Below are 21,165 nucleotides of genomic sequence, written 5' to 3'. Positions count from 1 at the left end.
TCATTAATTTTGGTTGCCGCCAGCACATTTGAATAATGACTGGTCAGCGGTATGCGGAAAAAATATGAAGACTCGAAAACAGGACGGTGGACTACCAGTAATAACCAGAGAAACGTCTTATTCTTGAAGTTCGAAACAAATCTTTTCTACCCACCCACAGTACCGCATAAAGTCCCCATTACCTAATTTATTTTATAAGTACAAACCCCTGAACCCGGATTGCCGTTACCAGGCTATCAACACTCGGCGACTACCTGTACACTACGCACCCAATTTTTCGGGCAGTCCCCCTCCTGCCGGGTCGCCCTCTTCCTCCCAGGAATGTTTCTTTTGATTTCTACCGCAAACCTCACCATGCAGTTCGGGGCCAAGCCCCTGTTCGAAAACGTTTCCGTCAAGTTCGGCGGCGGCAACCGCTACGGCCTGATCGGCGCCAATGGTAGCGGCAAGTCCACCTTCATGAAGATTCTTGGCGGTGAACTGGAGCCCTCCAGCGGCCAGGTCATGCTTGCACCGGATGTGCGTCTGGGCAAACTGCGCCAGGACCAGTTCGCCTATGAAGACTATTCGGTACTGGACACGGTCATCATGGGCCATGAGCGCCTCTGGCAGGTGCACGCCGAGCGGGAGCGTATCTACGGCCAGGCAGAAATGACCGAAGCAGACGGCATGGCCGTGGGTGAGCTGGAGAATGAATACGCGGAACTCGATGGCTATACCGCCGAGTCCCGTGCAGGGGAACTCCTGCTTGGCCTGGGCATTCCGCTCGAGCAGCACAACGGCCCCATGAGTGAGATCGCTCCCGGCTGGAAACTGCGTGTACTGCTGGCCCAGGCGCTGTTCTCCGACCCCGATGTATTGCTGCTGGATGAGCCAACCAACCACCTGGACATCAACACCATCGGCTGGCTGGAGCAGATTCTCATCGCCCGTGACAGCACGATTATCATCATCTCCCACGACCGTCATTTCCTGAATAGCGTTTGTACGCATATGGCTGACCTGGACTATGGTGAGCTGCGCCAGTTCCCGGGCAACTACGACGAGTACATGACCGCCGCTACCCAGGCCCGGGAGCGCATCCAGGCAGACAACGCCAAGAAGAAGGCCCAGATTGCGGAGCTGCAGACCTTCGTCAGCCGGTTTTCCGCCAATGCGTCCAAGGCCAAGCAGGCCACCAGCCGGGCCCGACAGATCGACAAGATCCAGCTGGAAGAAATCCGGCCGTCCAGCCGGATGAGTCCCTTTATCCGCTTTGAACAGCACCGCAAACTGCACCGCCAGGCCGTGGTGGCAGAGAAGGTCAGCCAGGGCTTTGACGACGAGATGTTGTTCCGCAACCTGGACCTGCAGATCGAAGCCGGTGAACGTGTCGCCATTATCGGCCCCAATGGCATTGGCAAGACCACCCTGCTGCGCACCCTGGTCGGTGACCTGCCCCCCCGTGAAGGCACTGTCAAATGGGCGGATGCGGCCCAGGTGGGTTACTTTGCCCAGGAACACGGCGATGACTTTGCCAGCGAAGACAACCTCTATGACTGGATGTCACAGTGGACCGACGGAGGTGAACAGCTAGTCCGCGGCACGCTTGGTCGCATGCTGTTCTCCAACGATGACATCGGTAAGTCGGTCCAGGTAATTTCTGGTGGTGAGCAGGGGCGCATGCTGTTCGGCAAACTCATCCTGCAAAAACCCAACGTACTGGTGATGGACGAGCCGACTAACCACCTGGACATGGAATCTATCGAAGCCCTGAACCTGGCCCTTGAGCACTACCCGGGCACGCTGATCTTCGTCAGCCATGATCGGGCATTCGTTTCCAGCCTGGCCACCCGCATCATTGAACTGTCAGCAGACGGAGTCACCGACTTCAGCGGCACCTACGACGACTACCTCCGGAATCTGGGCGTCGCAGTGTAGGGAGTTCATACGGTTGTCTGGACAAGGGCACCGATCTGACCGACACTGCAAAAAATCACAGACTGGGGCCTTTCCCCGGCTTTGCGCCGGGATAACGCGTGCCCCGGTCATCATTTAAAAGGAAAACCCCATGCCCTTTTCCAACGATCACCTCAGCGAGATTAACCTGCTGGCCCTGTTCGATTCATCTTCTTCACAGGAAGGCATCAAGGTACACCAACACTCCGCTGACCCGGCGGTGGTAGCGGCAGCCGAACGCCTGTACCAGAAAGGCCTGATCTCCCAGAAGGATGGTGGCTACCTGACGCCACTCGGTGCGGAAGTGGCCGAACTTGTACAGAAAACACTTGCTGTACTGACCAGCGACGCCAGCGACCCGGTTTCCTGAACAAGTAACCTGTGGTAACCGTCAGGCCCTGCAAGAGGGTCTGACCCAGGCTGCCAGCCCCCCCTTTCTGTCTTTTAACCCGATTCCCGGTTTGCCGCAGAGCGGTTTTGTCGTACTGTGTTCATCAGTAACAGACCTGATGGATTCGCCAATGCCGCTCGACAGTAATATCAGTATCCGTAAATACCAGATCCAGGACCTGAGTCCGCTGGTTCGGGTGTTTACCGAGTCGGTGCATGAGCTGACTGCAACCGCCTATGACGAAACCCAGCGCTACGCCTGGGCATCCCGGACACCTCACCTGGACTCCTGGCAGCAGCGCCTGGACTCCCTGGAAACCCTGGTAGCGGAAGAAGAGAACCAGCTCGCCGGCTTCATTTCCTATGAGCTCACCGGCCAGATTGACCTGATCTACACAGCACCCAACTACGCTCGCAAGGGGGTCGCGTCCGCCCTGCTGCGCAGGGCCGAGGAGCATCTCAAGAAGCTCGGGGTGAAGGAGCTGTTCACCGAAGCCAGCGTGGTTGCCCGCCCGTTCTTCCTGCGTCACGGTTTCGAGGTCGAGGAGGAATACCAGACCACCGTCCGCGGCGCCCACTTTCTCCGATACAACATGCGCAAGTCCTTGTAGGCCCCATGCCCTGACCACTGACGACTGCGGGCAGGGCCTTCAGCGCATCGGGGTAATCCACCAAGACGGGGCCCGGCAAAATCTGGATAATGGCGACCATTCATTCTGTAAGCCCGCCATTTTCCCGAATCCGGTAGCCTCGCCATGGAAATCAACGTTAACTTTCTCGATAACCTGAGACTGGAAGCGAAGTTCGACGACTTCACCGTTCTCACCGACCAGCCCATTCGTTACAAGGGTGACGGGTCCGCCCCCAGCCCGTTCGACTATTTCCTGGCCTCCTCTGCGCTGTGCGCGGCCTACTTTGTGCGGGTTTACTGCCTGGCGCGGGACATCCCCACCGACAATATCCGATTGTCCCAGAACAATATTGTCGACCCGGAGGACCGCTATAACCAGGTCTTCAAGATCCAGGTAGAACTGCCAGAAGACCTTCCGGAGAAGCACCGCCAGGGTATCCTGCGCTCTATCGATCGCTGTACCGTCAAGAAAGTGGTCCAGACCGGCCCTACCTTCGAGATAGAAACGGTGGACAACCTGGACGAAGACGCCCAGGCCCTGCTGATGGCAACGCCCGGAGACGGCCGCACCTATATCGAAGGCAAGGACCTGCCACTGGAAGAGACCATCGCCAACATGTCCGGCCTCCTGCGGGACCTGGGCATGAAGATCGAGATTGCCTCCTGGCGCAATATCGTGCCCCATGTATGGTCGCTGCACGTTCGGGATGCGTCCTCTCCCATGTGTTTTACCAACGGCAAGGGTTCCACCAAGGAAAGCGCGCTGTGTTCCGCACTGGGTGAGTTCATTGAGCGGCTGAGCTGCAACTTCTTCTACAACGACCAGTATTTCGGCGAGGAGATCGCCAACCGGGAATTCGTCCACTACCCCAATGAACAGTGGTTCAAACCCGGACCGGATGATGAACTGCCTGCAGGCATCCTGGACGACCATTGCCTGGCCATCTACAACCCGGAAGGCGAGCTGCAGGGGTCCAACCTGATTGACACCAATTCCGGTCGCGTGGACCGGGGCATCTGCTCCCTGCCCTTTGTGCGGCGCTCTGACGGCGAAGTGGTGTACTTCCCTTCCAACCTGATCGAGAACCTCTTCCTCAGCAACGGCATGAGTGCCGGCAACACCCTGCAGGAGGCCCAGGTTCAGTGTCTGTCAGAGATCTTCGAGCGGGCGATCAAGAAACAGATCATTGAACAGGAAGTTGCCCTGCCAGACGTACCCCTGTCCGTACTGGAGCAATACCCCCATATCCTCGAAGGTGTGCAGGCACTTGAGAAGCAGGGCTTCCCCATCCTGGTGAAAGACGCCTCCCTCGGCGGTCAGTACCCGGTCATGTGTGTCACGCTGATGAATCCGAAAACCGGCGGCGTCTATGCCTCGTTCGGTGCCCACCCGAATTTCCAGGTGGCGCTGGAACGCAGCCTGACTGAATTGATGCAGGGCCGCAGCTTTGAAGGGTTGAACGACATGCCTGCCCCCACCTTCAACAGCCTGGCCGTCACCGAGCCCAACAATTATGTGGAGCACTTTATCGACTCCACCGGCGTGGTCTCCTGGCGCTTCTTCAGTGCCCGTTCTGACTACGAGTTCAGTCACTGGGACTTCTCCGGCACCAACCAGGAAGAGGCGGACCGGTTGTTCGGCATCCTGGAAGACCTGGGCAAAGAGGTTTACATGACCATTCACGAGGACCTGGGGGCCCCGGTCTGCCGCATCCTCGTGCCCGGCTTTTCAGAAGTCTATCCGGTAGAAGACCTGGTGTGGGACAACACCAACATGGCCCTGGACTACCGGGAAGATATCCTCAATATCCACCGGCTGGATGACGACCAGCTGGCCGACCTGGTGGAGCGCCTGGAAGAAAGCCAGCTGGACAACTACATGAAGATCATCAATCTGATCGGCGTGGAGTTTGACGAGAACACCATCTGGGGCCAGCTCACCATCCTCGAGCTGAAACTGATGATCTACCTGGCCCTGCAGCAGCATGAAGAAGCCATGGACACGGTCGAGGCGTTCCTGCAGTTCAACGACAACACCGTTGAGCGCAACCTCTACTACCAGGCCATGAATGCGGTACTGGAAATCGTGCTGGACGATGAGCTGGAACTGGACGACTTCATCGTCAACCTGCGCCGTATGTTCGGCGACGATACCATGGATGCTGTGGTGGGCTCCGTAGAAGGCACTGTCCGCTTCCAGGGTCTGACACCCACCAACATGCAGCTGGAGGGCCTTGACCGGCACCTGCGGCTACTGGAGAGCTACAACAAGCTGCATGCAGCACGGGCGGCCCGTGAACAGGCGTCGAATAGTCAGTCCGCCTAGTGTCCCGTCGGAGGGCTCTTCGGCACCAGTCCCTGGTTGGGGCTGGCGGTCATAACCGAGCAACCGCTCGATTCTTTTTTGATCTCAGGTTATGCTATCGCGATCTAAAGAACCGATAAAAGGATAGCATTCATGACTGAAACCCCCACCGCTCTGCAGGACCTGGCCAGCCCCGATGGTATCTGTTTCGGCTGTGGCAGCGTCCATCCCACTGGCCTGCAACTGAAAAGTTACTGGTCGGAAGACGGCACCCATGTCATTGCCAGGCACACGCCAGCCCCTGAATATACCGGCTGGCCTGAGCTGGTCTACGGCGGCTTGCTTGCCATGCTGGTTGACTGCCATTCCAACTGGACCGCCATGGCATGGCATTACCGGGCTGAGGGCCGCGAAGCTGATACCCTGCCACGTATTGGCTGCGTAACCGGTAAGCTCAACCTTACCTATCTGAAGCCAACACCCATGGGGGTTGAGCTTATCCTTAAGGCCCGGGTCGAAGGCGAGGCAGGTCGCAAGAGCCGGGTGATCTGTGAGGTCTGGGCCGGAGATGTGATGACGGTGGTGGCTGATTCGGTGTTCGTGCGGGTCGACACGGGACAACTCACCGAGCAGGCCCATGGCAGAGAGGACGCCGAAGCTACGGTGTGAGTACCAAGCCAGGCTGAACAAGACAAGGCCAGCCGCCTTGACCATAATGTCAGTTGTCCATGCCACTGTCAGGTTTCTGTACGCCGCTTGGCACATCAGTAAAGGCCGCCAGGCATGACAGGGCAAATATCGCCCTATCGATTCGGCCCGAGGGAAACTTGAGAAACAGGGGAAGTAGTGATGGACTTATCGGAGGGGTTGTATCTCACAACCCCATGGCTTGCCAGCCACGAGAAAAGCCTGACATTTATAGAGGTAGCTATCTATGAAAAATAACCTGCAAGACCATACGAGCCGCCTGGCCACGTTGCCTCTGGCCTGTTTTTTCATACTCAGCCTTATCGTCCCCGCACTCGTGCAGGCTGCTCCGCTAACCGAACAGCGGGTTCAGTCATTTATCGAAACCATGGAGGATACCGAGTCACTGGAGGATGAATTCCCCGAGCTTGCCGAAATGGATGATAACGAAGTCGAGGATATGAGCCAGATATTTACCAGCTCCGTACAAAAACTCGACAAACATCCGGAAGCCCTGGAAAGGCTGAATGAGCTTACCCAGCAGTATGGATTTTCCAACGCCCGGGATTGGGCGGACACCGGAGACCGGATATTTTCTGCAATGATGGCCATCAACCTGCAGGAGATGCCGGCCAACCAGCGGGCGAGGATGGAACAGCAAAGCTCTCCCGAGAACATGCCGAGAAATCTCAGCGAAGCCCAGAAAGCCGAGATCCAACAGATGTTCAGTGCCATGCAGAGCATGCTCAAAGCGGCCGAAAACGCTCCACAATCCGATATCGACGCCGTCAGGCCCCATATGGATCAACTGAAATCCATGTAAGCCAGCCACCTTTCCGGTACACAAAGCAACCTAATGGTCGAATCCCCGACAAACTTATCGTCAGGGATTCGACCCAGGAGTCTGCGCGACTTTCTGCCGCGCAGACTCCTGGTGCCCCGTCCGGGACACTATCCGATCAGCTGACCGTTCTCACCCGCACCGGCAGTCCCTGCCGGATAGATGCTCCTGAGACGTTTTCCAGCCAGGTCGCTGCGCCATCGCGGGTCGGATCCGCAAAGCCCAGGTCGTTCAGGTTAACGCCCGCCCCCAGGAATTTCTGCCCCGGGTGGAGCTCGCCGTCGATAACATGGTCTGAGGCACCCAGTTCCCGGTGACCGTAGCCATGCTCGATGCCAATGGCACCCCGCTGCACCCCTTCGCACACCAGCGCGACGCCGGTCACTGAGCCCCCGGGGCTTTCAATGGCGATGGTATCACCGTGCCCTACCCCGAACCGTTCAGCGTCTGCACTGTGGAGCAATACCGGGTTGTAGGGCTTGATCATCCGCAGGCGCTCGAGGCCAATGGCATACGGGTTCATCAGGTTTGACTTGAAGGAGAAGGCCAGCAACGGCCAGTCGTTCTCCGGGAAGTGCTCCCGCATGGCCGTGCCGTTCCAGAACTTTGCCTCCTGAAAGCAGGGTGTGCCGGACAGCCGCTCACCGGTGTAACTGTCGCGGGTGGTCCCCACCTGCTCGTTATACACGCACAGGGGCTTCTTCCAGCCGTGGGTCAGCTTGTCGCCCTGGTAGGCGGCACTGTGCTTCTCGAAGCGACCGCCCCGGGAGTACAGGTGCGCCACCGGACCCACCTCTTCCGGTTTCAGGTACGTGTGGAGTCGCTCCATCAAGGGCTCAACGCCGCCTGCGAGGATATCTTCATCACTGGCGGCGGGCAGGGGTTCACCACTGAGTGCGATATTGGCAGCGGCACGCAGGTAATAATCCTCGGCCCGGTTCAGGGGGTAGGTGTTGCCTTCCTTGTCGGAAATTGCCCCTTCACCGAATCCGGGTAGTCCCAACCGCCTGGCCACCCCGATAAAGAAGGTTTCCAGGCTCACCGGGTCACCATCAGCGGTTTTTACCTGACGGGGCTCAACCACTGGCCAGCAGGCGGTGGTCATTTTGGTCAGTGTGCCGCTCCAGGCGCCGGTAAAGCCCCAGACTTCATACATGACCGAATCCGGCACGATGTAGTCGGCGAAGCGGTTGGTTTCGTTAATAAACCCGTCAACTGCGACGAACAGGCCGATCCGCTTCGGATCTTTCAGCTTGTCCTCGATCAGCGCACTGAGACCCGCCTGGCCATACAGGGGGTTGGCCATACAACTGATCAGCGCCTTGGCCTGGTAGGGGTAGCCCTCAAGGCCGGACATCAGGTGCTCGGTCAACAGCGGGGGTGCCAGGGTCCGCCAGGGCGCCGGCGCCGGGTACGGAGACTCACCGTTGGCCACACGCCGCTTGTACTCGGCGGTCTTTTCGTAGGGGAACCGTGACCGGGACAGGAATACACCCTTGGGCCCACGCTTGCCCGGAAAGTTCGCCAGGTCGTACCGTGGGCCCGCACCAGTCCCGTTGAAGGAGCCGCCACCCAGGGCCATGCCTCCCTTCTGGTTCACACTGCCCGCCAGCAGGTTGAGCATGTTGATGCCAAACGAAGCATAGAATCCGGTGCCGGACATCATGCCGCCGTGGGTATCCGCCACGGATTCCCGGCCATGGGAGGCAAACTTTGCTGCCAGCTTGCGGATCGTGTCCGCAGGAATGCCACAGTTCCTGGCGTATTCCTCAATGGTGTGGCGCTGGGCCTGTTCACGGAGTTTGAACAGGGCACTTTTCACCCGTGTGGTGCCCGTTGCGGTCTCGACCTTGGTTTCCACGAAAAGCTCGGCACGGTCGAGGGCCTCGGAGCTTTTCAGGTTACCTTCGATGGACATCACCACGGGCACATCATCGTCGGCGCCTGCCTCGGCACGGCCCAGGTCGGACAGCCGCAGAAAACGACCCACATTGGGGTGGTCGTCGTTTTCGATCACCAGGTGAGTGGCGTTGGTGTGGACGGTTTCGCCCGCGGCCTGGGCACCCTTCTGCCCCGGGATTGACAGGTAATCCGCCGCAAAGCCCTCGTTCTCCAGCATCCAGCGGATCAGGCCCATGGCCATCGCCGTATCCGTGCCCGGTGTGATGGGAATCCAGCGGCTGCGGTCACCGGCGGAGTGGGACGCGGTCGCGTTCAACGCAGGATCAACAACGACGTACTCCAGCTTGCCGGTGGCGCGGGCCTCTGCCAGCAGGCGACCTTGCCGCTTGAACGGGTTGCCGGCCTGGCTCGGTGCGGTGCCGATAAACAGCGCAAACCGGGCGTTGTTGTAGTCCGGCTTGGTGTGGGTATTGGTGGCCAGGTTGTCGTACATGGCCCCGGAGCCCATACGGAAGGCCAGGCCACAATAGGAACCGTGGTGCCCGTAGTTGCGGGTACCGAAGGCATTCATGGCGAACCGTTTCAGCACCGAGGAACGGCCGTAGTCGGTGGCCTCCATGACCAGCAGCTGGTTGGCCTTGGGGCCGAATTCCGGGTTTTCCGGGTCAAGCGGGGTTTCGTGGTCATAGAGGTCTTTCAGGCCTTCTACGGCACCCTCTCCAAACAGGTCACCACCTTCAACCACCTCGTCCAGCATCTGCTCGAAGGAGATGCTCTGCCACTGGTTGGCGCCCCGGGGACCTACCCGCTTGAGAACATTCGTTACCCGTTTCTCGCTGGTGAGCTGGGCCATGGCCGCGTTACCCCGGGCACAGGCCGTGGAGCGGTTGAGCTGGCCCTGGTCCCTGAAGTTACTCAGTTGCTTCAGCGCGTCCAGGACAGGGGTCTGCTCGTCCAGGTGGTCGTCCGCCGACAGGGGGTGGTATGGATTACCCGCTACCCGAAGCACCTGCTCGGTGTTGTTGTCGATACGAACCCGTACCCCACACTTGGTGGTACAGCCATAGCAGACGGTGAAGGCAATGCGCTGGTCCGGGTTCAGGCTGACATCACCGGTCACCGGATCGACGGTGTATTCCGGTGCCAGGGAGTTGCCGTGAATCCGGTGATTGGTGTCTGCACCGGCAGTTCCGTTGACCAGGCCCTTGCCAATTTTTTCCAGGGGGCCGGAATAACCGGCGGCGAAGGTGGCGACACCACCCGCTGCGGCGGCACCCTTCAGGAAATTACGGCGATTCTTGTCCATGGTAAAACTCCGGCTTCAATCAGTAGGTGGCACTTCTGGCGTTGTTTACATCACGCCAGGGCACCAGGATGTCGATAATCAGCAGCACCGCCAGCCACAGCCCGAAGGTGCCGATAATGCCCAGCAGGCCATAGGACCCCGCTTCCACCGCCAGGTGGTAGTAACCGGCGGTGTTCTTGGCCACGGTCTGCACTTCCATCAGCACCAGCCAGCGGAACGCCCAGCCCATATGGATGGCCAGCAGGCCCAGCAGCCAGGCCCAGCGTTGCCACTTCGGCGCCCGTAGCATGGCAACGGTGACCAGGAACAACACCACGCCGGCACTGAGTGCCCAGGCTGCTATGGCGGTCCAGTCCGGGTTATGGCGCACCGATTCCAGCGCCGCCTGCACAGAGGGGCTGTAGCCGGTCATGCCCTGGATAAACCAGGTAGCGGCCACGACGGCTGCGCCGAGAATGGCGACCAGGATCACTTTGAGGCCCTGACGGTAGACGTCAGCATTGGCACCGGCCATCAGACGATTGAGCAGCATCACCAGGCCAGAGGCGGCGATCAGTCCGGTGAGCACGAACATGACCGGCAGCCAGTTGGTATTCCACAGCGGCCTGGAGGCAAGGATGGCAATCTCGGCGCCGGTGTAGAGCATGATGCCGCAGGCAAAGAGCGCCGCCAGGGCACCGAATACAATCACCGCCAGCTGTGGTGTCTGCCAGTTTCCCAGGCACAGCAGCCGGGCGAGCTTCGCGTCCCAGCCCTGCCCCTCGGCGCCCCGGGTCACCAGCGCCGGGCGCCAGGCAAAGTAACCATAGAGGATGGTCAGCACCACATAAGGCGGCAGCAGCACGGCACCAATAGACATCCAGGACCAGGGCGCCGGGCTGGCGTAGAAGTGCCAGAAGCGGGCCGGCTGGTGCAGGTCGGCGAGCAAGGCCACTGGCCCCACCAGCGTGCAGGTGACCGCCACCAGGAGGGCCAGCCGGGCCAGGGGCAGGAACCGCTCCCGACGGAACACCAGCCCGGGCAGCGACAGCATCAGCGCCGAGTAGGAAATGGCGATCATGAAGAAGTACTGCACCGCCCAGGGATACCAGGCCAGCTCATAACGCGGTGTGAGTATTTCAGTGGCCAGCAAACTCATACCCTATCTCCTTACCCTCATTATCCCGGACATCCCAGATTGCGGGGTCCGCCAGCGGACGGGTGACAAAGCGCTCGTCCATACCCAGGTAGAACACGTGGGGTGATGTGCCCTGCTCCGGCTTCAGCACCATCAGGTCGTCATGGTGCTCGGCCATCATCCGGCTGATCTGGCTGTCCGGATCGCGGATATCCCCGATGATCCGCGCCCCACCGACACAGGATTCCACGCACGCGGGCAGCAGCCCCACGTCCAGCCGGTGAGCACAGAAGGTGCACTTGTCAGCGGTCTGGGTTTTCTCGTTGATGAACCGCGCATCATAGGGACAGGCCTGCACACAGTAGGCGCAGCCCACGCAGGCCTCGTTGTTCACGACCACGATGCCATCCTCCCGCTGGTAGGTGGCCTGCACCGGGCACACCGGCACGCAGGGGGGCGCTTCGCAGTGGTTACACAGCCGGGGCAGCATCATGGTGGCGATGTCACCGGTATCCTCGTTCTCCACCTCATATTGGGAGACAATGGTGCGGAAGCTGCCCAGGGGCGCTTCGTTCTCGATGTGGCAGGAGACGGTACAGGCCTGGCAGCCAATACACTGGCGCAGGTCGATCAGCATGGCATAGCGCTTCGAGCTGTCACCTTCACGTCTGGGTGGCTGGTCATTGATGCCGGCGTTGGCCAGGCTGCTTAGCGGAACCAGTGCTGCGCCAGCGGTGAGGCGTGCCATCTGGCCCAGCAGCGTGCGTCGGGCGAAATCCATGGCTCCTCCTGATGGGAACGTTTATCAATAAGGTTTGCAGGCGATTGATTAGGTCTGAATACAGTTTATGGGCCTACCCGACGCGGTAATTGACGCCCATCAACTGTTGGTTCGACGGACGACCAGACTAGTGGTTTTTACCCATCTCTCGGGTCAAGGACTCATGAGGCGCTCATTGAACGTCATCCGCCGTCCCCGAGCGGACGTAACATTGGCCGGAACATAACTGGAGGCCGACATGCTCAATATGAATTTTGAAGAACGGGTGGTCATCAACACCAACGACCAGCAGTGGGTACCAAGCCCCTCCGGCGGTGTCCTGCGCAAGCCCCTGGCCCGTGAGGAGGCTGAGCGCGGCCATGCCACCTCGGTGGTGCGCTATGAGCCCGGCGCCCGTTTCAGCCGCCACGAGCATCCGCTGGGTGAGGAAATACTGGTCCTTGACGGGGTGTTCTCTGACGAAACTGGTGATTACCCCGCAGGCACCTATCTGCGCAACCCACCCGGCAGTGGCCACGCGCCCTTCTCCCGTGAGGGCTGCACCCTGCTGGTCAAGCTGCATCAGTTTGACCCCAGGGACCTGGAAACCGTCCGGGTGGATACGCACAAGGCACCATGGCTGCCCGGTCAGGGCGGCCTGCAGGTCATGCCGCTGCACCACTTCGAGCACGAGCACGTGGCCCTGGTGAAATGGCCTGCCGGGGAGCGTTTCCAGCCCCACCGGCACTTTGGCGGCGAGGAAATCTTCGTGCTGACTGGTGAATTCCGGGACGAAAACGGTCAGTATCCGGCCGGCACCTGGCTGCGCAGCCCGCACCTGAGCCAGCATCACCCATTTGTAGAGCAGGAGACGGTGATCTGGGTAAAGACCGGTCATCTTCCGGTGGTGCACCCGCCCTCATAAATCAACAACTTCTCATCCAGTCCGGAAAACGTCAGAATGGGTGCGCTATGTTGCCAAACCGTGCAGTCAGCCATGCCTTGACCGGCAGGGCTGACCCCGGCACGGTCACTTATCCATAACGACAATCCGGAGCAACTTTGATGTTTGAGAACCTGTTTTCACTTGAAGGCCGTACGGCACTGGTCACTGGCGGTTCCCGCGGTATCGGCAAGATGATTGCCGCCGGTTTTATCGCTCAGGGCGCCAAGGTCTATATCTCCTCCCGCAAGGCCGATCAGTGTGATGCCGCCGCCGAGGAGCTTTCCCAGGGCAATGGCCGCTGCTTCTCGCTGCCACAGGACCTGTCCACGGTAGAAGGCTGCCGGGAACTGACCCGCAAGCTGCAGGAGCGGGAAGATCACCTGGACATCCTGGTCAACAACGCCGGCGCCGCCTGGGGCGCTGACTTTGACGAGTTTCCTGAGCACGGCTGGGACAAGGTGATGGACCTGAACCTGAAATCGCCGTTCTTCCTGACCCAGTCCCTGCACGATATGCTGAAGGCCGGCGCATCCGACCAGAAGCCCGCCAAGGTGATCAACATCGCCTCCATTGACGGCATCCGTCTGAACCCGTGGGAAACCTACTCGTACCACGCGTCCAAGTCCGGCCTGATCTTCCTGACCCGCCGCATCGCTGCGCGCCTGGTACAGGACCGCATCGTGGTCAGCGGCATTGCCCCGGGCCCCTTCCCGTCAGAAATGAACCGGGATGCCCGTGATAACGGTGACGAAGTCGCCAACAAGACCCCTCTGGGGCGGGTCGGCAACGACGAGGACATGGCTGGCGCCGCGATATTCCTGGCCTCCCGTGCCGGTGACTATGTCGTAGGCGACACCATTGCCGTAGACGGCGGCCACGCCTACGCCAAGCTGCCTTACAACGACTGAACACCTGGCTTGATCCCTGTCAGTCGTGGGGGACGTTAACTGGTCTATCCTTGATGTGATTACCTGTTGCTGCCGCAGCAGTACACACAACACAGGAGGACCGGATGACGTCGCCCACCGCGCTGACAGAGGACCAGATCTACCATCGCTGCCCCCCTGACAAGCTGTCTTTCGAAACCACGGAAACGCTGGAAGACCTGGACCAGCCCCTTGGCCAGGAGCGTGTGCTCCGTGCCCTGGAGTTCGGCGCCGGCATGGCGGCGCGAGGCTTTAACCTGTTCGTTCTCGGCCCCTCCGGTGCGGGCAAGAATGAGCTGGTTGAGCGCTTCCTGGCGAAGCATTCCTCCAGCCAACCCGTGCCACCGGACTGGTGCCACGTCTATAACTTCGAATCGTCTGACAAGCCCCGTGTGCTGGAATTGCCCGCCGGTAAAGGCCGGGAATTCCGTAAGGACATGCAGGAACTGACCAACGAACTGAAAACCGCTGTCCCCGCTACTTTCGAAAGTGAGGAATACCAGGCAAGGCTGCAGGAACTGCAGGAGGAAGTCGCCCGACGTCAGCACCAGGGTCTCTTTGAAATCCAGGAAGAGGCCAACCGCAGCAATATTGCCATGATTACCACGCAGGCGGGTTTTACCTTCGCGCCCATGCGGGATGGCGAGGTCATTGAACCGGACGAGTACAAGAAATTCTCCGATGAGGAGAAGGAACTCGTCGAATCCAAGGTAGAGGATCTGCAAAAAAAACTGCAGCAGGCCATCCAGCAGATTCCCCGGCTGCGCAAGGAAGTTCGCGAACGCATCCATGCCCTTAACGAGGAAATGGTCCAGCTCACCCTCGGCAGTCCTTTCGGAGAGTTACGGGAAAAATGGGCCGGTGTACCCCCGGTGCTTGAGCACCTGAATACCGTGCGTAACGACATCGTGGAGCACGCCGAGGCCTTCCAGGATGATGGCAACGGACCGCCTGCGGGCCTGCTCAACCGCTACCGGGTAAACCTGATGGTCGACAATGCGTGCACCGAAGGCGCGCCAGTGATCTATGAAGACCTGCCCAATCACCAGCACCTGGCGGGACAGATCGAGCACCGGTCCCATCAGGGCAACCTGTACACGGACTTCACCCTGATCAAGGGCGGTTCCCTGCACCGGGCCAACGGCGGCTACCTGATCGTTGATGCCCGCCGGATTCTCACCCACCCCATGGCCTGGGAAAGCCTCAAACGGGTGCTGTTCTCCGGCGAGATCCGTATCGAGTCCCTGGAACGCCTTTATGGCCTGGTCAGTACCGTCAGCCTGCAACCCGAGCCAATACCGGTGAACGTCAAGGTCGTGCTGCTGGGCGACCGGATGCTTTATTACCTGCTCTCCCACTACGACCCTGACTTCCTCGACCTGTTCAAGGTGGAGGCGGACTTCGAGGATGACGTGGACCGGGACGACGGCAGCTACGAACTCTACGCGCGCATGATTGCCACCATGGCCCGGTCGGCGAAGACCCGACACCTGGACCGGGGGGCCGTTGCACGCCTGATCGAACACGCCAGCCGCCTGGCCAGTGACCAGAAAAAGCTCACCGCCCATGACCGGGTGCTCAAGGACCTGCTCAGTGAGGCTGACCACTGGGCTGCCCGGTCCGACAGCGACCTCATCACCGACAGCCACATCCAGCAGGCCATTGATGAGCGGGACTACCGGGCCAGCCGGGTCCGCGAGCGTAGCCTGGAGCAGATCCGCCGTGGCGTGGTAATGATCGATACCAGCGGCGACGTTACCGGCCAGGTCAACGGGCTGTCCGTATTGCGTCTGGGGGCTGTGATGTTTGGCCAACCCACCCGTATTACTGCCACCGCGCGGCCGGGCAAGGGCCAGGTCGTGGATATCGAACGGGAAGTCAAACTGGGAGGCCCGATTCACAGCAAGGCGGTGATGATCCTGTCCCGCTTCCTCGCTAACCGGTACGCCCCCATGAGCGAACTGTCCCTGTCTGCCAGCCTGGCGTTCGAGCAGTCCTACGGGGGCGTTGAAGGCGACTCTGCTTCGGTGGCCGAAACCTGCGTACTGCTGTCGGCCATCAGCGGCGTGCCCCTGCGCCAGTCCCTGGCGGTTACCGGCTCCATGAATCAGCACGGCGAGGTACAGGCCGTAGGCGGCGTCAACGAAAAGATCGAAGGTTTCTTCAATGTCTGTAAACAGGCCGGGGATGTTGACGGCCAGGGTATCCTGCTACCCGCGAGTAATGTTGAGCATCTCATGCTCAACACCGACGTTCGTACTGCCGTGCGTGAGGGCCGTTTTTCCATCTATCCGGTCCGCCATATCAACGAAGCCATTGCCCTGATGACCGGCATGGATCCGGGTGAGCCGGACGAAGATGGCGCCTTCCCCGAGGGTAGCTTCAACCGCCGGGTTGCTGACCGCCTGGCGGAGTTTGCCGAAGTCGGACGCAAGAAAGACGACAACGGGGACAATGGTGAAAACGGCAATGGAGCAAAGGACGATGACCAGTAAACCGGACACCGCCAACCAGCCCGCGGGACGGGTGCTGGTGCTGCTGGATGGCTCCCGCCTGAGCCTCGATGCCCTCGAAGCCGCAGCGGACATTGCCCATGCCCGTGGCGCCGAGGTTCTCGGCATATTTGTGGAGGAAGTGAACCTGCTGCGTTCCGCGGGCTATGGCTGGTCCCGGGAAGTCGGGGCCAGTTCCGGCCAGGCCCGGCCGCTGGATGCTGCCCGGGTGCATGCCCGCATGCAGGCGCTTGCCGAGCAGGCCAGGCGGTCCCTGAGCCTGGCCATGGCGCGCCGGGGTATACCCCAGGACCTTAAGCTCTGCCGTGGCCAGGTGGTGTCCGAAGTGCTGAACCTGGCCAGCCCCGGCGACCTGCTTGTGCTTGGTCGCGTGGGGTGGTCTGGCATACCGGGTGCACGTATCGGCTCCACGGCCCGTGCGCTGGTTCTCCAGGCCCCGGGCGACGTTCTGTTATGGACCCGCTCCCGGCCACGACCACAGGGCCGTGTGGTGGTTCTGCTCAACCATGACCAGGGCGCCAACCATCGGGCTGTTCGTGTCGGTGCTGACCTCGCCCTGCAGTACCACCAGCCCCTGTCGGTTCTGGTGCGCACCACCGACAGCGACCCTCAGCGCATCACCGAGGACCTGCTGGGCTACCTGCAACAGGAAGGCATTGCAGCCCGTGTGCGACTGCTCCCCATGGCATCCGCCAGCGCCGCAGCACGGGCACTGAAGGAGGAAGGCGCATCGCAACTGGTCATCAGCCGCAGCTGCAGCCTGTTCACGGAACCGGGGGCAGACAGCCTGCTGATGGAGCTCAATCTTCCGCTGACGGTAACACCCTGATCTTCGGGCGATGGATCCACCGTCAATTGATCTGACACCGCTATAGCGATGACCTGATGTGATAGCGTAGGTTCAGCAGGCAATCACCTGCCCACTCATTTCTTATGTTCACGGAGGCGATTGTGTTAGAGCGGCTGCAACGCCGGCTTGGCCTGCAAACCATCCCCGGGGTGTTCTTTACATCGGCAGGCATCGCCATATTATTTGCGGCGCTGGCCATTCCCTTCGACCATCAGGTGGCCACCTGGTTCGGTGCACTGACCGGCTGGGTCGCGCGGAACCTGGGCTGGTTCTATATCCTGTCGGTCAGCTCACTACTGGTGTTCCTGCTGACCCTGGCCCTCAGTCGCTACGGTCGCATTCGCCTGGGGGCGGACGACAGCCGGCCGGACTACTCCAACCTCACCTGGTTCACCATGTTGTTCGCCGCCGGCATTGGCACGATCCTGATGTTCTGGGGCGTAGCAGAGCCGGTGTCGCACTTTGCCAGTCCGCCGTTTGACGGTGTCGAGGCCCGCTCCGAACAAGCCGCCAGCGACGCCATGACCCTGGCGCTTTACCATTTTGGTCTGCACACCTGGACCATCTTCGCCATGCCGGGGCTGGCCATCGGCTATTTCGCCTACCGCCATAACCTTCCGATGCGAATCAGCAGCCTGTTCTACCCGATCCTGGGTGAGAAAACCTTCGGCCCCTGGGGCTGGACTGTTGATGTCATTGCCGTTCTTGGCACCCTGTTTGGCGTCGCCACATCCCTGGGACTGGGGACCTTGCAGCTGAACAGTGGCCTCAATTACCTGTTTGGCGTACCGGTCAGTGGCTTCGTCCAGGTTTTGTTGATCACGGTAATCGCCAGTATCGCTGCCACATCCGTGGCACTGGGCCTGGACAAGGGCGTTCGCCGCCTGTCCCAGCTCAATATCCTTCTTGCGATCCTGCTGGTCGGGTTTGTGGTAGCGATCGGGCCGTCCGTATTCATTGCCGAAGGTATGGTGCAGAGCATCGGGGACTACCTGCATGCCCTGCCCTGGCTGGCCTTCTGGACCGAAACCTTCCGTGAGACCGACTGGCAACGGCAATGGACCCTGTTCTACTGGGCGTGGACCATTTCCTGGGCGCCCTATGTCGGTATCTTTATCGCGAGGATTTCCCGGGGACGCACCATCCGTGAGTTTGTGGCAGGGGTACTCTTTGCCCCGACCATTTTCACCCTGGTCTGGTTTGGTGTGTTCGGACTGTCGGCCATACAGGTGGAAGCCAGCGGCCAGATTGCCCTTGCGCAGCAGGTGCAACAGGACCCTTCCGTCGCCATCTTCGCCTTCCTGGAAGCCTTCCCCCTGGCCGGATTCGCGTCCGCCCTCAGCGTGGTGATTATTGTCATCTTCTTTACCACATCATCTGACTCCGCCTCGCTGGTCATCGACCTGCTTACCCGGAGAGAGGACCAGCCCTCCCTGGTGCGTCAGCGTATTTTCTGGGCGGCCGCCCAGGGCGTGATTGCGGCCACACTGCTCCTGGCCGGTGGCCTGGATGCCCTGCAGAACGTGATTACCTCGCTGGGTCTGCCGTTCTGTATCCTTTTGATTTTCATGGCCGTTGCCCTCTATCGCGCCCTGCATGCGGACTACCGGGGCTACAGTATGGACGAACTGGTGCAAGGCCAGGCCTTCCCTGAAGTGGAAGCCACCCCGACTCAACCCAAGGAGACAGAGTATGTACCGGAAGCTGTTGATCGCGATTGACCCGGACGATGATGGCGAAGGCAAGCGGGCGCTGGAAGCTGCCCTGGAGTTACTGGACGACAGCGGTGAGCTGCACCTGGCCAGCGTATTCCGCCCTGACAGTGGCGGCTTCTTTCCCCATGTCACCGAAGAAGCCCCGGAAGAACGGGAAAATGAAGTCACGGAAAGGCTGGACCTGCTGGTCCGCAAGTACCTGCCACTGAACCGCGATGCCAGCCTTCACGTGGTTGCCGGCAATGCCGGCGAAAAACTGGTAGCCCTGGCGGGACAACTTTGCGTGGACCTGCTCATCCTCGTCTCGAGGGGGAGTAGCGGGCACTGGCCGCTGCGCAAGGCAACCGTGGAGTATGTGGCAGTAAACGCTAGCTGTGCCGTTCTGGTGCTGCCCGCAACGGAGAAGGAACAGGAGCCCGCGGAGTCCTGAATCCGGCTTGCGCGAAAACGACGGGGAGCCGTTCTGCCGGCTCCCACGGAGCCTTCCATGCCCGAATACCGGCGGGGCTGTCAGCGCACCACGAAAACCGAGACATCGGTATCCTTGACCAGGTTAGCGGCATTGGAATGAATAAAGTGCAGCTTGTCTCCAATACCGGGCACATGGGAAGCCATGACGATCAGGTCGGCGCCGGTTTCCCTGACGGCGGACACCAGCCTTTTCTCCAGTTCAACCGCGGTATCCGGTGTGGTGATCATCGAGCAGGAGGTCTCGATGCCATGATCCTTGCCCTGTTCCTCGGCGAAGCGCTCGAGTTCCTGTTCCAGTTCACGGGTATTGTGGGCAACGGATGAAGGCGTGGTGTTGGTGACCGTCACATAGTGAAGCCTGGCGTTGTAGTGCCGGGCAATGTCGATGGCAGTGTTAAGGGCCTTGGACAATTTGTCCAGATGCCCCAGATCCACGGGTACCAGAATCTTGCTGTACATGATCGGCCTCCTTTTGCTGGCCGGATGAATGGCGTGATCTGTCAATCAGTCTGGCAGGCTGTCGGACGGCAGTTGGCCAGGTGCGACCTGGTTGGTAACCCAGGGGACCATCACAGATCCGATAGCCTGCATGACCAAGGGTACGCCTTGTACCAGCAGCAGCAAGTGATCCGAATCAATCATTAAGTATCCGTTGTCCGGATTGGCAACATCAGTAAGGCCATGGCCTCCGCTGTATGTATCGCAGCGACCACCGGAAGGTGCTTTCTTCCGGCCCCGGGAATCGACTAAAGTTAGCTTTCCAATAACTTCCGGTGTCAGGCGCTGGCACCAGTTCCCGATCATCCACAACAAGGACAAGCCATGACATTCGAAACTCCCCTCTACCTGTGCGGTCCCCTGCGCGAACCCAGGCAGATGCTGGCTGACCAGGAATACAGCGGGCATACCTCCATCCATGACGACAGCATGGCCGAGAAGCTGGGTTTCCAGGCAGGCCCCATCGAAGGGCCGACTCACTTCAGCCAGTTTGTCCCGCTGCTGGCCGAGGTCTGGGGACAGGACTGGTTCGAGCGCGGCTGCTTTTCTGCGCACTTCCAGAATATGGTAGTGGAAGGTGAGCAGGTCCGTGCCTTCATTGAGCGTCCGGCACCCGGCGCTACCCGCATCAGGGCCTGGGCCGAGAAGGCCGATGGCACCCCGGTTCTTGAAGCGAGCGCCAGCCTCGGGCCGGATGATGGCGATACCCTGCTGGACCAGCGCATGGCGAAACTTCGTGAGCCGGAAAAGCTGGTCATACTGTCAGACCTGCATGTCGGCATGGCCGGTAAAAAAGATGAACAGGTCCGTATGGGCCCGGACCAGAACATGGGCAAGCTGTACCCTTTCTCTCTGAACCAGAAACTCGAGCGCATTACCGAGAACACCCCCTGGTACAGCGATGGCAGCTCAACTCCCTGGGGGCGAGCGATTATTCCCCTTGAGATGGTCAGCGTGCTGGCTGAATACTCCAGCAAGGAGGCAGGCTTCCCGGTAAAGCAGCCCGCCGTTGGCCTGTTTGCCGACCAGGAAATCCGCATGGTGGACGGTCCGCTCTTTGTCGATGAAGACTACCTGATTCGCCGGGAAATCGTTGCCCTGTCAGAGAGCAAGCGCACCGAGTCCTACTGGGTGCGGTCCCGCATCTATGATGCCAGTGGCGAGACCCTCAAGGCGGAAATGCTGCTCAACCACGCCACCCTGAAGCACTCCTATCCACACTACGACGAAGAAGCCGCTGGCTAAGTCTGTGGAGGCCCCTGCGGGGGTCTCCCTTTGATGCCGCGCAACAACGGGCTTCCAATTCTTGCAAATCCTTTGCAAACTACCCTCTTTACTGGTGCCGACACGCCGCGCACCTGACCACAAG

18 protein-coding genes are annotated in these 21,165 nt (G+C 60.1%); 13 read left to right on the top strand and 5 right to left on the bottom strand.

Going from position 1 to position 21,165, the window contains the following annotated elements; genetic code table 11:
- The first annotated feature begins 330 nt into the window (after positions 1-330).
- The 6 genes from MLC59_RS10620 (at position 331) to MLC59_RS10595 (ending at position 6,774) form a co-directional block, all read left to right on the top strand.
- On the top strand, positions 331-1,920 hold the full coding sequence (locus MLC59_RS10620; protein WP_248234130.1) for an ABC-F family ATPase: 1,590 nt from the start codon (positions 331-333) through the stop codon (positions 1,918-1,920).
- A 130-nt stretch (positions 1,921-2,050) separates the two neighbouring features.
- Positions 2,051-2,308 (top strand): TIGR02647 family protein, encoded by a 258-nt coding sequence (locus MLC59_RS10615; RefSeq protein ID WP_248234128.1) that lies wholly within the window; start codon positions 2,051-2,053, stop codon positions 2,306-2,308.
- 151 nt (positions 2,309-2,459) lie between these two features.
- Complete coding sequence (locus MLC59_RS10610; RefSeq protein WP_248234127.1) at positions 2,460-2,939, top strand: GNAT family N-acetyltransferase; 480 nt, start codon at positions 2,460-2,462, stop codon at positions 2,937-2,939.
- Positions 2,940-3,083: 144 nt separating this feature from the next.
- Entirely contained in the window at positions 3,084-5,285 is a 2,202-nt protein-coding gene (locus tag MLC59_RS10605; RefSeq protein ID WP_248234125.1) for an OsmC domain/YcaO domain-containing protein, read from the top strand.
- 132 nt (positions 5,286-5,417) lie between these two features.
- A complete protein-coding gene (locus MLC59_RS10600; protein ID WP_248234124.1) occupies positions 5,418-5,933 on the top strand; it encodes a PaaI family thioesterase in 516 nt (171 codons plus the stop codon).
- 265 nt (positions 5,934-6,198) lie between these two features.
- Positions 6,199-6,774 carry a hypothetical protein gene (locus tag MLC59_RS10595; protein WP_248234123.1) on the top strand — a complete coding sequence of 192 codons (576 nt, stop codon included), beginning with the start codon at positions 6,199-6,201 and terminating at the stop codon, positions 6,772-6,774.
- Between the two features lie 136 nt (positions 6,775-6,910).
- Here the strand turns inward: MLC59_RS10595 and MLC59_RS10590 are convergent, their stop codons facing one another.
- The 3 genes from MLC59_RS10590 to ttrB are packed head-to-tail and all read right to left on the bottom strand — an operon-like array spanning position 6,911 to position 11,898.
- Positions 6,911-10,000, bottom strand: a complete 3,090-nt coding sequence (locus tag MLC59_RS10590) for a molybdopterin dinucleotide binding domain-containing protein (RefSeq protein ID WP_248234121.1) — start codon at positions 9,998-10,000, stop codon at positions 6,911-6,913.
- A gap of 19 nt (positions 10,001-10,019) precedes the next feature.
- Positions 10,020-11,138 (bottom strand): NrfD/PsrC family molybdoenzyme membrane anchor subunit, encoded by a 1,119-nt coding sequence (nrfD, locus tag MLC59_RS10585; RefSeq protein WP_248234120.1) that lies wholly within the window; start codon positions 11,136-11,138, stop codon positions 10,020-10,022.
- A complete protein-coding gene (gene ttrB / locus MLC59_RS10580) occupies positions 11,119-11,898 on the bottom strand; it encodes a tetrathionate reductase subunit TtrB (protein WP_248234119.1) in 780 nt (259 codons plus the stop codon). The genes nrfD and ttrB overlap by 20 nt, the downstream gene beginning before the upstream one ends.
- Before the next feature lie 238 nt (positions 11,899-12,136).
- On the opposite strand from ttrB, the gene MLC59_RS10575 reads away from it, so the two are divergent.
- The 6 genes from MLC59_RS10575 (at position 12,137) to MLC59_RS10550 (ending at position 19,257) form a co-directional block, all read left to right on the top strand.
- Positions 12,137-12,802, top strand: a complete 666-nt coding sequence (locus MLC59_RS10575) for a cupin domain-containing protein (protein WP_248234118.1) — start codon at positions 12,137-12,139, stop codon at positions 12,800-12,802.
- A gap of 140 nt (positions 12,803-12,942) precedes the next feature.
- Entirely contained in the window at positions 12,943-13,731 is a 789-nt protein-coding gene (locus tag MLC59_RS10570) for an SDR family oxidoreductase (RefSeq protein ID WP_248234116.1), read from the top strand.
- Between the two features lie 104 nt (positions 13,732-13,835).
- Positions 13,836-16,244 (top strand): Lon protease family protein, encoded by a 2,409-nt coding sequence (locus tag MLC59_RS10565; protein WP_248234115.1) that lies wholly within the window; start codon positions 13,836-13,838, stop codon positions 16,242-16,244.
- Positions 16,234-17,091 (top strand): universal stress protein, encoded by an 858-nt coding sequence (locus tag MLC59_RS10560; RefSeq protein WP_248234114.1) that lies wholly within the window; start codon positions 16,234-16,236, stop codon positions 17,089-17,091. Before MLC59_RS10565 ends, MLC59_RS10560 begins: the two co-directional genes overlap by 11 nt.
- A 122-nt stretch (positions 17,092-17,213) precedes the next feature.
- Positions 17,214-18,833 carry a BCCT family transporter gene (locus MLC59_RS10555; RefSeq protein ID WP_248234113.1) on the top strand — a complete coding sequence of 540 codons (1,620 nt, stop codon included), beginning with the start codon at positions 17,214-17,216 and terminating at the stop codon, positions 18,831-18,833.
- Positions 18,805-19,257 carry a universal stress protein gene (locus MLC59_RS10550; protein ID WP_248234112.1) on the top strand — a complete coding sequence of 151 codons (453 nt, stop codon included), beginning with the start codon at positions 18,805-18,807 and terminating at the stop codon, positions 19,255-19,257. Before MLC59_RS10555 ends, MLC59_RS10550 begins: the two co-directional genes overlap by 29 nt.
- An 80-nt stretch (positions 19,258-19,337) precedes the next feature.
- Here MLC59_RS10550 and MLC59_RS10545 read toward each other — a convergent pair whose 3' ends face one another.
- Complete coding sequence (locus MLC59_RS10545; protein WP_248234111.1) at positions 19,338-19,757, bottom strand: universal stress protein; 420 nt, start codon at positions 19,755-19,757, stop codon at positions 19,338-19,340.
- Positions 19,758-19,802: 45 nt separating this feature from the next.
- Positions 19,803-19,940 (bottom strand): hypothetical protein, encoded by a 138-nt coding sequence (locus MLC59_RS10540; protein WP_248234110.1) that lies wholly within the window; start codon positions 19,938-19,940, stop codon positions 19,803-19,805.
- 180 nt (positions 19,941-20,120) lie between these two features.
- Between MLC59_RS10540 and MLC59_RS10535 the strand changes: the two genes are divergently transcribed.
- On the top strand, positions 20,121-21,041 hold the full coding sequence (locus MLC59_RS10535; RefSeq protein WP_248234108.1) for a hypothetical protein: 921 nt from the start codon (positions 20,121-20,123) through the stop codon (positions 21,039-21,041).
- Positions 21,042-21,165 lie beyond the last annotated feature (124 nt).

The organism is Marinobacter bryozoorum, from assembly GCF_023156245.1.
Taxonomy (GTDB): domain Bacteria; phylum Pseudomonadota; class Gammaproteobacteria; order Pseudomonadales; family Oleiphilaceae; genus Marinobacter; species Marinobacter bryozoorum.
The sequence above is the reverse complement of the archived record's forward strand: the minus strand, read 5'-3'. Positions and strand labels throughout refer to the sequence as shown.